This window comes from Pseudomonas sp. C9D1 (genome assembly GCF_056491235.1).
In genome coordinates this window covers 3,752,927-3,765,011 of record NZ_JBSZIE010000002.1, presented here as the reverse complement: position 1 = coordinate 3,765,011, position 12,085 = coordinate 3,752,927, and the positions used below count along the sequence as shown (strand labels likewise).

Genomic DNA, 12,085 nt, shown 5'->3' with positions numbered 1-12,085 from the left:
CTCGTTGCTCCCCATCATTCGTCGTCCCGTGCGGGAATCCACCACTCTTCGCCCCGCACCGTGCGGATGTACTCCGGCCAGCGGAAGCGATGGGGTGCCTGGAAGTCCTTCGGCAGCAGCGGCGCCTGCCACTGCTCGCCACCGATGCCGCCGCCGGTGCGCTGCTCGAACTCGGCCCTGGCCGCCGCCAGCAGCTCGGGCCGGGTGAACAGGTCGACCAGGGTCGCGGCGATGGTGCTGGCGGCCACCTGGACCATCGGGTCGATGGTTTCGCGGATGCCGCCCAGGGCATTGGCGACCCAATCCGGGTAGACGTAGCCCGCGGGGGCCGAGAGCATCGGCCGGGCCACCAGCAGGCGCACGGTGGGGCAATGCCAGGTGTATTCGGGGTAGTCGTCCGAGGTCAGGTGCTTCTGCCAGGCCGGCATCTGCAGGCGCAGCTGGCGCTCGCATTCCTGGGGCTCGATCAGTTCCTCGGTGGCCGGGAGGAAGGGCCGGTCCATGGGCTCCAGGCCCAGGTTGGCCTGGATCTCGCGGCCCACGGCTATGGCCTCCTCGCCCCAGCGCGGCGCGCCGATGGCGGCCAGGTTGTCGTAGGTGGCCTGGGCCAGCACGTGGTTGGCCAGGCCGCCACGGGACTTGCACACCCAGGTCTTCTTCCACTGGCAGCCGGTGGCCAGCGCGGCAGCGGCGGCGTTGTTGTCCATCACCTTGGCGACGGTCTCGGCCTGCTCGATGGAGTCGCAGCGCAGCAGGTACTGGATCTGCGCCAGGTGCGGCGGCAGGTTGTCGGCGGTGGCCTGGCCGGCGGTGAGGATCGCCTCGTTGTAGCTCCACAGGCCGGTGAACGGCAGGGTCGAGCGGCGCAGGCTCTCGTTCAGGGTGTAGAAGTGCACCAGCGCGTCGTTGGCGCCGGGCGCCCGCGCGGCCAGGTGGTTCTGCGGGATCGGGCTGTAGCTGTCGGCGGCGATCCAGTTCTGCGGGTCAGCGCAAGTGAAGCTGTAGATGTAGGCGTAGGCGATGCCGCAGTGGGTGTCCCAGGTGGTGGTGTTGTTCAGCGGCAGCATGTAGGTGGGGTGGAAGCTGATGGCCGCGTCGAGGTCGTCGTAATAGCCCTTGGCGGCGTGCACCGGCTTGGAGGCGCGCAGCTTTTCCGCCGGCTCGCCGAAGAAGCGGAGGGTGCCCTGGATGCCGAACTCCAGCATCGCCGCCTTGGCCGCCAAGACTCCGCCCAGGGCACTGATGCCCAGCGCCGAATGCGGGTCGGTGTGGCCGGGGGCGAAGCGCGACAGGCCATCCCTGGGCATCTGCCGGGTGGTGGCGGCCTGGCAGTTGCCCGGCACCGCGTCGTACTCGGCGTAGGTCGCCAGCAGCGGGCCCTCGCCATTGCTGAAGGTGGCGCAGAAGGCGGTGGGCATGCCGCCGCTGCCCTCTTCCACGGTGAAGCCTTCCTCGCGCAGCTTCTCGACGTACCAGGCGCAGGACTTGTACTCACGGAAAGCCGGCTCGGCGAAATGCCAGATCACCTGGTGCCAGTCGGACAGCTGCTGGCCGTGGCGCTCGACCCAGTCCAGGGCGAACTGCTTGTGGGGCATGTGCGGAATCCTCGTTGTCAGGGCGACGGGCTCAGGCCGGCAGGAAGTCGGCGGCGTCGAGCTCGATCAGGTGCGGTTCGCGGGTGTCGGCCAGGCTGCCGAGCAACTCGCGCAGGCCATCCAGGCTGCGCACCGCGTGGTGCTGCACGTGGCAGGCCCGGGCCAGGGCGGGGAAGTCCGGGGCGAGGATGTCGACGCCCAGGGGCGGCACCTCGCGGGCCACCATGTAGTCGCGGATTTCGCCGTAGCAGTGGTTGTTCCACAGCACCAGCAGCACCCCGATCCCCGCCTCGCGGGCGGCGATCAGTTCGGCGCTGGAGAACTGCACGCCACCGTCACCGGCCAGGGCCAGCACCGGGCGCGCGGGCAGCGCCAGCTTGGCGCCGATGGCCGCCGGCAGGGCGTAGCCGAGGGTGCCGTAGCCGGTGCCGGCGTTGAACCAGCTGCCGGGAGCCGGGGCGCGGTAACCCAGGGCGCCCTGGTACACCGGCTGGGTGGAGTCCCCCACCAGCACCGGTGCCGGCAGGCTGTCACGCAGGGTATCGAGCAGCGCTTGCATGGCCCGCTGCCGGGGGCTCCAGCCCTCCCGTTCGGCGGCATTCACCCGGCGCACGCCGGCAAGGGCCCAGTCGCTGTCGCGCAGGGTTTCGGGCAGCGCCTCCAGCAACGCGTGCAGACCGAGAGCGGCATCCCCCAGCAGGCCGACTTCGGCCCGCTGCACACCGAGGATCTGCAGCGGGTCGATGTCCAGGCGGATCACCGGCACAGCGAGCGAGAAGGGCCCGAGGCCGAAGAAGTCGTAGTCGGTCTCACCCAGTTCGGTGCCCACCGCCAGCACCACGTCGGCCTCGGCGAACAGGGCACGGCCATGGGCGGATGACTGCACGCCATCGAGCAGCAGCGGGTGGGTCGGCGCCAGCAGACCACGGGCATTGGTGGTCAGCGCCACCGGCGCCTGCAGGCGCTCCGCCAGGGTGCGCAGGGCCTCACCGGCACCGCGCGCGCCACCGCCGGCGAGGATCAGCGGCTTGCGTGCCTGCTGCAGCAGGGCAGCGGCTTCGGCCACGGCAGCGGGCGCCGGGGCGGCGGCCTGGGGTAACGCGCGGGGGCGCAGGTCGAGGCCGTCGGCGGGCAGCTCCAGCACATCCAGGGGGATTTCGATATGCACCGGGCGGGGCCGGGCGCAGCGGAACAGGGCAAAGGCCCGGGCCAGCACTTCCGGCAGCTCCGCAGGGCGCTGCAGGGTGTGGCTGAAGGCGCAGACGCCGGCGACCATGGCGCGCTGGTCCGGCAGCTCGTGGAGGAAGCCGTGGCCCAGGCGCTGGTGCTCGCGGCGGCTGGTGGTGGAGATCACCAGCATCGGCACCGAGTCGGCATAAGCCTGGCCCATGGCGGTGAGGATGTTGGTCATGCCCGGGCCGGTGATGATGAAGCACACCCCCGGCTTGCCGCTGGCACGGGCGTAACCATCGGCCATGAAGCCGGCACCCTGTTCGTGGCGCGGGCTGATATGACGCAGGCGACTGCCGTCGAGGCCGCGATAGAGCTCCACCGTGTGCACGCCGGGGATGCCGAAAACGGTCTCCACGCCATAGCCTTCGAGCAACTGGACGAGCGCCTGGGCGCAACTGGTCATGCGAGCACCTCTTGTTATGGGTATGGGCTCCCGACGCAGGGCCGGAGGGCAAGCCGGGCCAAAAAGGCGCGGCGGAATGGCCCCCAGTATTGGTGAATCTCGCGCTACAACAATCGAATTGTTTTTGCCGTATTGTTCAATTCAGCTCAACATTCGAACCCCTGGCCACGCTCCCGGAAGGAGACCCCATGCGCTTCCCCTCGATGACCGCCATCCGCGCGCTGGACGCCATCGCCCGGCTGGGCAGCGTCTCCGCCGCCGCCCGCGAGCTGAGCCTCACCCGCAGCGCCATCAGCCACCAGGTCAGCAGCCTGGAGCAGAGCCTCGGCTTCGCCCTGACCGAGCGCATCGGCCGCGGCATCGGCCTCACCTACCAGGGCGTGCGCTACGCCCGGGAAGTGCACCGGGCGCTCTCCACGCTTCAGGAGGCGGCCCTGGGGCTCGACGAGCAGCAGGTCTCCGGCCGGCTCTGCGTGAGCTGCAACCCGGGCTTCGCCACCTACTGGCTGTGCCACCACATCGGCGCCTTCCACCGCCAATACCCCCAGGTGCAGTTGCAGGTGATCTCGCCCCGGGCGCCAGACGACACCAGCAACACCAGTGCCGACCTGTTCATCGCCTACGGCATCGGCGACTGGCCGGACCAGTGGGTGGAGCAGATCGTCGCGCTGCGCTTCTTCCCGGTGTGCAGCCCGCGCCTGATCAACGCCCAGGGCGGGCTCAAGAGCCCCCAGGAGCTGGGTGCCCTGCCCTTGCTGCACATGAACGATCACACCGACTGGCGGGTTTGGCTGGCCACGGCGGGCGCCTCGAACATCGACGCCTCCACCGGCATCGTCTTCTCCGATGCCCACTGCGCGCAGTCGGCCTGCATCGCCGCCCAGGGCGTGGCCATCGGCGACAACCTGCTCAGTGGCGACGCCCTGGCCCGTGGCCTGCTGGTGCGCCCCTTCGAAACCAGCATCGACTCCCACCGCGGCTATTACCTGGTGGCCGACCCGCTGAAAGCCGAACGGCCTGCCGTGCAGGCCTTCAGCAACTGGGTGAAGCACCAACTGCAGGTCAGTATCCCGGGGCTGAAGAAACGCAATGACGCGCTGCTGGATCACGCCCGCTGAGGCAGGCCGGGGCACAGGGGGAGGCGCAGCGGTTGCGCGGGATGGGCGGGCGGGTTACCAGAGCACCGAGGACCAGAACACCTGCCCGATCACCTGGATTCCGGCCAGGGGGCGCTCTTCGTCGGGGTATTCCTCGCGCTTATAGCTGCGCAAGCGGATCTGCCCGGCCGGAAGGCGGTGCAGGACCTTGATCCTCAGCATGCCCTCGTCGACCAGGGCATAGACCTTGCCATCCACCACCTCGCAACGCCCACGGTCGATGCCGAGGACCGCGCCGTCGGGAAAGACGGGTTCCATGCTGTCGCCGCTGACGATGACGCAGGCCACCTGTTCCGGTTCTATCTGGCGCTGCTTCAAGGCATGTCGGCTGAAGCGAATTCCCGAGTAGTCCAATTCCTCCAGCGCGGAGGCCGGGTCCGGATCGCCCTCGGCCTCGCGCAGCAGCGGAAGCTCGATCTCGTACTCGTAGCGGGATGAATCCGATTCTCTGATGGTCATAGGGGCCACGCCATCCGGGGCGTCTGCGTCCTGCCTGCCATCGTCGGGCGCCATGGACGACTGCACGGCCTGCCCGCCGATGCTCAGCGGAGGCATGTGCAGCGCGCCGAGTATCTGGTTGATCCGGTTCAGCCCGGGCTCCCGGCGCCCTCCCAGCCAGTGCGCCACGGCGCCCTGGGTCACGTGCAGGCGTTCGGCCAGTTGCTCCTGGGTGACACCGAGATCTTTCATCCTGGCCTTGGCCAGCAGGTTCCATTTCTTCATGGGCGCGACATTACGCGCCGTATTGCCGGCGGCCAGTAACCCAATGTAATACAGGCTATAGGACGTAATTACTATATGTAGTATGCGCACCCAGGGCACTCCTCTGCGCCAGCGTTCGGACGCCACTCCGACGGTGGCTCGCGGGATGCCCCGGGTTTCCCTCCCTCCGCCCGAGCGCGCGGCCATGATCCACTTGTGGCCCGGCCGCCAGAACGGCCAAGCGCCAGGAAGAGCGCAGGCCGTCGGCTCGGTCCAATGGCCCCCACATGGACGCGCAGGGCGGGGGGAGGTTTTTCACGTGCTATCGGCCCGGATGGGCAGGTGCCCGAAGGCACCCTCGCGCAATAAGGAGATGCGACATGCAGTTTCAACTCACCGTTCTATGCCTCGGTATCTATCGTCACGTCGTCGAGGGGCAGGACCAGTGTTATGCGGTCATCGCCAGGCAGCCTGAGAACGAGGATGAGCGTGACCAGCATCGGGGCTACCTGGTGCAGCAGGTGACCGCCGAACCCCGCCTGTTCGAGCAGATGACCTGGCTGAACGCCCCGGCCACGCTGAGTTTCCTCTGCACCATCAGCGCAGAACCCGGCAGCCACTACCGGCCGCACCTGCTGGGCCTCTGCCACTGAGCGTCGCCCTGGCCGGCAAGGAAGGCAGGGCGCCAAGCGGCGCTGGTTTGACAGCTTCGGGCGCATTCACGGAAGCTGCGTGCTTCCGTGAGTCCATGCACCACAGCGGACGTCTGCATGCCGAAACACCCGAACGCCCCCGATTCCCCCGCGAGTCCGCCCAGCCGCCCCAGTTACGTCCTGCCCGTGCTCGCCGCGCTGCTGTTGCTGGTGGGCCTGGGCGGCTGGCTGTGGGTGCAGGGCGGCAAGCCCTACGTGCCGACGCGGGGTCCGGGGCCGAGCCTGGCGGACCAGGGGCCGGCGCAGATGGTCGACGAGCAGCAATGCGGCACCTGCCACGCGCCCCAGGCGAAGGCCTGGAAGGGCTCGCACCATCAGCTGGCGATGCAGGACGCCTCGCCGCGCTCGGTGCAGGGGGACTTCGACGACGCCCGCTTCGAGGCCGAAGGGGAAAGCACGCGCTTCTTCCGCAAGGACGACGGCTACTGGGTCAACACCCCCGGCCCCGACGGCCAGCCGGCGGACTTCAAGGTGGCCTACGCCTTTGGCGTGGAGCCGCTGCAGCAGTACCTGCTGGAACTCCCCGGCGGGCGCCTGCAAGCCTTCGGCATCGCCTGGGATACGCAGAAGAAGGCCTGGTTCCACCTCGCGTCCGGCCAGGGCATCGACTTCCGCAACCCGCAGCACTGGAGCAAGCCGTCGCAGAACGCCAACTTCCAGTGCATCGACTGCCATAGCACCGGCTACGTCCGTGGCTATGACGACGCCACCGGTACCTACGCCAGCCACTGGGCCGCCCCCGGCGTCGGCTGCCAGGCCTGCCACGGCCCGGCCTCCCTGCACCTGGAATGGGCGCGTTTCAAGGGCCTGCACTCCCAGGCCGGCTTCACCCTGGACCTGGCCCGCACCAGCAACCGCCTGCAGGTGGAAACCTGCGCCCGCTGCCACGCCCGCCGCGTGCCCCTGGATGGTGACCACGCCTTCGGCAAGCGCCTGATGGACGACTACCTGCCCAGCGCGCTGACCCGCGAGCTGTACGAGCTGGACGGCAAATTCAAGGAGCAGGTCTACGAGTACGGCTCCTTCACCCAGAGCCGCATGTACGCGCGCGGGCTCAGCTGCAGCACCTGCCACGACCCCCACAGCGGCGGCGTGCGGGTGGAGGGCAACGGCCTCTGCACCCAGTGCCACAACCCCAGCGGCAAGAGCACCGTGGCCGGCATCGACGACAAGGGCCTGAAGGCACGCGACTACGAGGCCCCCGAACACCTGCACCATGCCGCCGGGCAACCCGGCTCCCAGTGCGTGGACTGCCACATGCCGGGCAAGACGCTGCTGGGCAACGACTACCGCCACGACCACGGCTTCAGCCTGCCCAACCCGGGCCGCGCGCTGAAGCTGGGCACCCCCGATGCCTGCCTGGGCTGCCACAAGGATGTCGCCGGCCAGGCCGTGGCCGAGCAGTTCGAACACTGGTACGCCCAGGGCAAGGACCCGGCACCCCGCTACGACGAGAGCCTGGCGCTGATCCGCAACGGCCGCCCGGGCGCCTCGCGGGCCTTGTTCCAGCAACTGGAGCGTGGCGACCTGCCGGCCATCCGCCGCGCCACCCTGCTCGCCGAGCTGCCCGGCTACCCCAGCGAGCGCGCGCTGAACCTGGCCGCCAACGACCTCAACCACGCCGCGCCCCAGGTACGCGAAGCGGCGGTGCGCGCGGTCAACGCCCTGTTGCCGCCCGAGCAGCGCCGCGACCTGCTGGCGCCCTTGCTCACCGACCCGGTGCGGGCCGTGCGCATCATCGCCGCCCGTGGCCTGCTGGGCATGGGCAGCACCGGCCTGGGCAACTACGAGAAGGCCTGGGACAAGGCCATCGCCGAATACGAGGCGGTACAACTGAGCCTGGCCGAGCGCGCCGAAGCCAACCTCAACCTGGCGTCCCTCTACCAGAGCAACGGCCGCGCCGACCAGGTAGAAGGGCGCCTGCGCACCGCCATCGAACGCGACCCCGACTTCCTCCCCGCGCGGGTCGCCCTGGTGCAATGGCTCGACGCCAACTACCGCTGGGAAGAGGGCCAGAAGGTGCTGGCCGAGGCGCTGCGCGAACACCCCGAGGCAGCCCTGCTGCACCACGCCCAGGGGCAGGCGGCCCTGCGCAAGGGGGAGCGCCAGGCCGCCATCGCCGCGTTCCGCGAAGCGGTGCGCCTGGAACCCGGCAACGCCCGCTACGGCCACGCCCTGGCGGCCGCGCTGCACGATGACGGCAAGCTGGAGGAAGCCTGCCGCCGCCTGGAGCTGGTATTGGAGAGCAACCCCGTCAACCGCGAGGCACGCCTGGCGCTGATCGGCTACTGGCGCGAAGCGGGGCAGATCCAGAAGGTGCAGGCCCTGCTCGCCGAGCTGGAGCAGCTCAACCCCGACGACCCGGCGCTGAAGCGGGAATAGCGGCCGCTGGGCCGAACCACTGGCCAGCTGCCATGACCGGTCGGCGGCCACTTGGCCTGTATACGGAACTCCCCGGGGCCGCCCGGAATCTCAGTTGCAGGTCCCCCACAACAACCTGGAGTCATCCCATGCGTACCACAGTAGCTGCCGCTGTCATCGCCCTGGCCGCCATCCCTGCTGGCTCGGCCATGGCGGATACCTTCTGGCGCAACGTGCTGTCCTCCGGCGCCACCACCGCCTCCACCTACGTGACCTTCAAGGACCACAAGCTGATCGTCGCCGCCCGCGAAGATGCCAGCAGCTTCGTCGCCAGCGACGGCGCCATCCGTGGCCCCTTCCTGGAAGCAGCGCTGAAGCAGGTGCGTGCCGACAACCCCGGCATCCAGGCCAGCGACGAGGAACTGGCGACCGCCATCCTCGCCAACGAATAAAGGGAAACCCGCAGGCGTGGGCGCTTGCAGCGCGGCATGGAATGCATCGAGGGCCCCCAGCCCGGCCAGGTTGGGGGCCCTTTCTTGTCCGGGGTTCGAAAGCGCTACCCAGGCCGCATCCAGTGAACGCCGGGCTTGCGGGAAGTCCGGCGCTCGGGCACAACCTTCCTGCCGGCGTCACCGCTACCGGCCCCCTTCTTCTCACCTACAAGGACGTCCCCCATGGGTAACCCCATCCCCACGCTGAAGATCGTGCTGATCCTGATGATCGTCATCGACCTGTTCTGGTTCAGCGAGCGCGTGCTCTCCCTGATCGACTTCAGCGTCTTCGATTTCCTCCCGTCCAAGCTGATCAGCGTCGTCGGCCTGGCCAGCAGCCTGCTGCTGATCGTCTTCAACGTGCTGCTGATCGGCCTGCTCGGGCGCCTGCAGCTCAAGGCCGAGTGAACTCCGCGCCCAGGAGTGACTGCTGGGCACCTCTAAAAGAGATGCCCTACTCGCGATAGTCCTCCAGGGGCACGCAAGCACAGAACAGGTTGCGGTCGCCGTAGACGTTGTCGACGCGGTTTACCGTCGGCCAGTACTTGTGCGCCCGGGTGTGGGCGGTGGGCGTCACTGCCTGCTCGATGCTATAGGGCCGCTCCCAGAGGCCCACCACGTCGGCCAGGGTGTGCGGCGCGCGCTTGAGCGGGTTGTCCTCGGCCGGCCACTCGCCGGCCTGCACCTTGGCGATCTCCGCGCGGATGCCGAGCATGGCTTCGATGAAGCGGTCCAGCTCGTGCTTGGACTCGCTCTCCGTGGGCTCGACCATCAGGGTGCCCGGCACCGGGAAGGACATGGTCGGTGCGTGGAAGCCGTAGTCCATCAGGCGCTTGGCCACGTCCTCCTCGCTGATGCCGGTTTCCGCCTTGAGCGGGCGCAGGTCGAGGATGCACTCGTGGGCGACCCGCTCGTTGCGCCCGGTGTAGAGCACCGGGTAGGCGCTGCCGAGGCGCTTGGCCAGGTAGTTGGCGTTGAGGATGGCCAGCTCGGTGGCATCCGCCAGCTGCGGGCCCATCATGGCGATATACATCCAGCTGATGGGCAGGATGCTGGCGCTGCCCCAGGGCGCCGCGCTGACCGCGCCATTCTCCGGGTTCGGCCCCTTGAGCTCGATCACCGGGTGGTTGGCGACGAAGGGCGCCAGGTGCGCGCGCACGCCGATCGGCCCCATGCCCGGGCCACCACCGCCGTGGGGGATGCAGAAGGTCTTGTGCAGGTTCATGTGCGAGACGTCGGCGCCGATGTCCGCCGGGCGCGCCAGGCCGACCTGGGCGTTGAGGTTGGCGCCGTCCATGTAGACCTGCCCGCCCTGGGCATGGATCACCTCGCAGATCTCGCGGATGCCCTCCTCGTACACGCCGTGGGTCGATGGGTAGGTGGCCATCAGGCAGGACAGCTGCGTCCCCGCCTCCGCCGCCCGGGCCTTGAGGTCGTCGAGGTCGACGTTGCCGGCCTTGTCGCACTCGACTATCACCACGCGCATGCTCGCCATCTGCGCCGAGGCCGGGTTGGTGCCGTGGGCCGAGGCGGGGATCAGGCAGATGTTGCGGTGCGCCTCGCCCCGGCTCTCATGGTACTTGCGGATCGCCAGCAGCCCCGCGTATTCGCCCTGGGCGCCGGAGTTGGGCTGCATGCAGATGGCGTCGAAGCCGGTGATCGCCCGCAGCCATTCCTCCAGCTCGGCGATCATCGCCTGGTAGCCCTGGGTCTGCTCCAGCGGCGCGAAGGGGTGGATGGCGGCGAACTCCGGCCAGGTGATGGGGATCATCTCGCTGGTGGCGTTGAGCTTCATGGTGCAGGAGCCGAGGGGGATCATCGACTGGTTGAGCGCCAGGTCCTTGTTCTCCAGCTGCTTGAGGTAGCGCAGCATCTCGGTCTCGCTGTGGTGGGTGTTGAACACCGGGTGCTGCAGCACGGCCGAGCTGCGCGCCAGCTCCGCCGGAATGCCCGGCACCAGCACCCCGGCGTCCAGCTCGTCCACCGACAGGCCGTGGTCGGCGCCGAGGAAGACGCTCCACAGCTGCTCGACGGTGGCGGCGTTGCTGGTCTCGTCGAGGCTCAGCCCGAGCCGGCCACGACCGAGGATGCGCAGGTTGATGCGCGCCGCCTTAGCCGATTCGATGATCGCCGTCTGGCTGCCGCCCACCTCCAGGGTGAGGGTGTCGAAGTAGTGCTGGTTGAGCCGCTGCATGCCCTTGCGTGCCAGCCCCTCGGCGAGGATGGCGGTGAGCCGGTGCACGCGCTGGGCGATGCGCTTGAGCCCTTCCGGGCCGTGGTAGACGGCGTAGAAGCCGGCGATGTTGGCCAGCAGCACCTGGGCCGTGCAGATGTTGGAGTTGGCCTTCTCGCGGCGGATGTGCTGCTCGCGGGTCTGCAGCGCCATGCGCAGGGCGAGGTTGCCACGGGCGTCCTTGGAGACGCCGATGATGCGCCCGGGCATGGCGCGCTTGAATTCGTCGCGGGTGGCGAAGAAGGCCGCGTGGGGGCCGCCGTAGCCCATGGGCACGCCGAAGCGCTGGGCCGAGCCGAACACCACGTCGGCACCCAGCTCGCCGGGGGGCGTCAGCAGCAGCAGGCCGAGCAGGTCGGCAGCCACGCAGGCCAGCGCCTGCTGGCTGTGCAGGTGCTCGATCAGCGGGCGCAGGTCGCGGATCTCGCCGTGGGTGTCCGGGTACTGCAGCAAGGCACCGAACACCTGGTGCGAGGGCAGGTTCTCCACCGCGTCCACCACCAGCTCGAAACCGAAGGCCTCGGCGCGGGTGCGCACCACGGAGAGGGTCTGCGGGTGGCAGTTCTGGTCGGCGAAGAACAGGTTGCTCCTGGCCTTGGCCACGCGCTTGGCCAGGGCCATGGCCTCGGCGGCGGCGGTGGCTTCATCCAGCAGGGAGGCACTGGCCAGCTCCAGGCCGGTGAGGTCGATGGTCATCTGCTGGAAATTCAGCAACGCTTCCAGGCGGCCCTGGGCGATCTCCGGCTGGTAGGGCGTGTAGGCGGTGTACCAGCCGGGGTTCTCCAGCACGTTGCGGAGGATCACCGCCGGGGTCAGGGTGCCGTGGTAGCCCATGCCGATCAGGCTTGTCCACACCTCGTTGCGCTGGGCATGGGCGCGCAGTTTCGCCAGGGCAGCCTCTTCGTCCAGGGCGGCGGGCAATTCCAGGGGGCGGTTGAGGCGGATCGCCGGTGGCACCGTCTGCACGATGAGCTCATCACGGTCGGCGAGGCCGAGGGCTTCGAGCATGGCCTGCTGTTCGGCCTGGTCCGGGCCCAGGTGGCGGCGGAGGAAGGCGTCAGGCTGTTGCAGCTGGGACAACGGGGGGATGTGCGACATGGGATCGGCCTCTGGAAATGGCCCAATAAGCTTAGGCAAGCATTTCCAGGATGGCCGGCCGGCTGGTCGGAGGACCGGCCGGGCGAGCATCGGCCGCCA

Annotated in this window: 9 protein-coding genes; 5 read left to right on the top strand and 4 right to left on the bottom strand. The window is 69.1% G+C overall.

Annotation, left to right across the window (positions count from 1 at the left end):
• Positions 1-14 precede the first annotated feature (14 nt).
• Both ACXI0U_RS25245 and ACXI0U_RS25240 read right to left on the bottom strand, forming a co-directional pair.
• Positions 15-1,595 (bottom strand): zinc-binding metallopeptidase family protein, encoded by a 1,581-nt coding sequence (locus ACXI0U_RS25245; RefSeq protein ID WP_021218233.1) that lies wholly within the window; start codon positions 1,593-1,595, stop codon positions 15-17.
• Between the two features lie 31 nt (positions 1,596-1,626).
• Complete coding sequence (locus ACXI0U_RS25240; RefSeq protein ID WP_316924109.1) at positions 1,627-3,231, bottom strand: 5-guanidino-2-oxopentanoate decarboxylase; 1,605 nt, start codon at positions 3,229-3,231, stop codon at positions 1,627-1,629.
• 188 nt (positions 3,232-3,419) lie between these two features.
• On the opposite strand from ACXI0U_RS25240, the gene ACXI0U_RS25235 reads away from it, so the two are divergent.
• Positions 3,420-4,349 (top strand): LysR substrate-binding domain-containing protein, encoded by a 930-nt coding sequence (locus ACXI0U_RS25235; protein WP_021218231.1) that lies wholly within the window; start codon positions 3,420-3,422, stop codon positions 4,347-4,349.
• A gap of 54 nt (positions 4,350-4,403) precedes the next feature.
• Here the strand turns inward: ACXI0U_RS25235 and ACXI0U_RS25230 are convergent, their stop codons facing one another.
• Positions 4,404-5,111 (bottom strand): XRE family transcriptional regulator, encoded by a 708-nt coding sequence (locus tag ACXI0U_RS25230; protein WP_021218230.1) that lies wholly within the window; start codon positions 5,109-5,111, stop codon positions 4,404-4,406.
• Between the two features lie 359 nt (positions 5,112-5,470).
• Between ACXI0U_RS25230 and ACXI0U_RS25225 the strand changes: the two genes are divergently transcribed.
• The 4 genes from ACXI0U_RS25225 (at position 5,471) to ACXI0U_RS25210 (ending at position 9,063) form a co-directional block, all read left to right on the top strand.
• Positions 5,471-5,743, top strand: coding sequence for a hypothetical protein (locus ACXI0U_RS25225; RefSeq protein WP_021218229.1), 273 nt, complete (start codon positions 5,471-5,473; stop codon positions 5,741-5,743).
• A gap of 117 nt (positions 5,744-5,860) precedes the next feature.
• Positions 5,861-8,185, top strand: a complete 2,325-nt coding sequence (locus ACXI0U_RS25220) for a multiheme c-type cytochrome (RefSeq protein ID WP_431483133.1) — start codon at positions 5,861-5,863, stop codon at positions 8,183-8,185.
• A 128-nt stretch (positions 8,186-8,313) separates the two neighbouring features.
• Positions 8,314-8,616, top strand: coding sequence for a DUF2388 domain-containing protein (locus tag ACXI0U_RS25215; protein WP_021218227.1), 303 nt, complete (start codon positions 8,314-8,316; stop codon positions 8,614-8,616).
• Positions 8,617-8,838: 222 nt separating this feature from the next.
• Entirely contained in the window at positions 8,839-9,063 is a 225-nt protein-coding gene (locus ACXI0U_RS25210) for a hypothetical protein (RefSeq protein ID WP_021218226.1), read from the top strand.
• Positions 9,064-9,109: 46 nt separating this feature from the next.
• Here ACXI0U_RS25210 and gcvP read toward each other — a convergent pair whose 3' ends face one another.
• The gene (gene gcvP, locus ACXI0U_RS25205) at positions 9,110-11,986 is read right to left on the bottom strand and encodes an aminomethyl-transferring glycine dehydrogenase (RefSeq protein WP_479550984.1); all 2,877 of its coding nucleotides are present in this window, start codon (positions 11,984-11,986) and stop codon (positions 9,110-9,112) included.
• Between the last annotated feature and the right edge of the window lie 99 nt (positions 11,987-12,085).

Bases quoted from the DNA above. Each gene is read 5' to 3' on its own strand.
- ACXI0U_RS25245 (WP_021218233.1), bottom strand. From the start codon at position 1,595: ATGCCCCACAAGCAGTTCGCCCTGGACTGGGTCGAGCGCCACGGCCAG.
- ACXI0U_RS25240 (WP_316924109.1), bottom strand. From the start codon at position 3,231: ATGACCAGTTGCGCCCAGGCGCTCGTCCAGTTGCTCGAAGGCTATGGC.
- ACXI0U_RS25235 (WP_021218231.1), top strand. From the start codon at position 3,420: ATGCGCTTCCCCTCGATGACCGCCATCCGCGCGCTGGACGCCATCGCC.
- ACXI0U_RS25230 (WP_021218230.1), bottom strand. From the start codon at position 5,111: ATGAAGAAATGGAACCTGCTGGCCAAGGCCAGGATGAAAGATCTCGGT.
- ACXI0U_RS25225 (WP_021218229.1), top strand. From the start codon at position 5,471: ATGCAGTTTCAACTCACCGTTCTATGCCTCGGTATCTATCGTCACGTC.
- ACXI0U_RS25220 (WP_431483133.1), top strand. From the start codon at position 5,861: ATGCCGAAACACCCGAACGCCCCCGATTCCCCCGCGAGTCCGCCCAGC.
- ACXI0U_RS25215 (WP_021218227.1), top strand. From the start codon at position 8,314: ATGCGTACCACAGTAGCTGCCGCTGTCATCGCCCTGGCCGCCATCCCT.
- ACXI0U_RS25210 (WP_021218226.1), top strand. From the start codon at position 8,839: ATGGGTAACCCCATCCCCACGCTGAAGATCGTGCTGATCCTGATGATC.
- gcvP (WP_479550984.1), bottom strand. From the start codon at position 11,986: ATGTCGCACATCCCCCCGTTGTCCCAGCTGCAACAGCCTGACGCCTTC.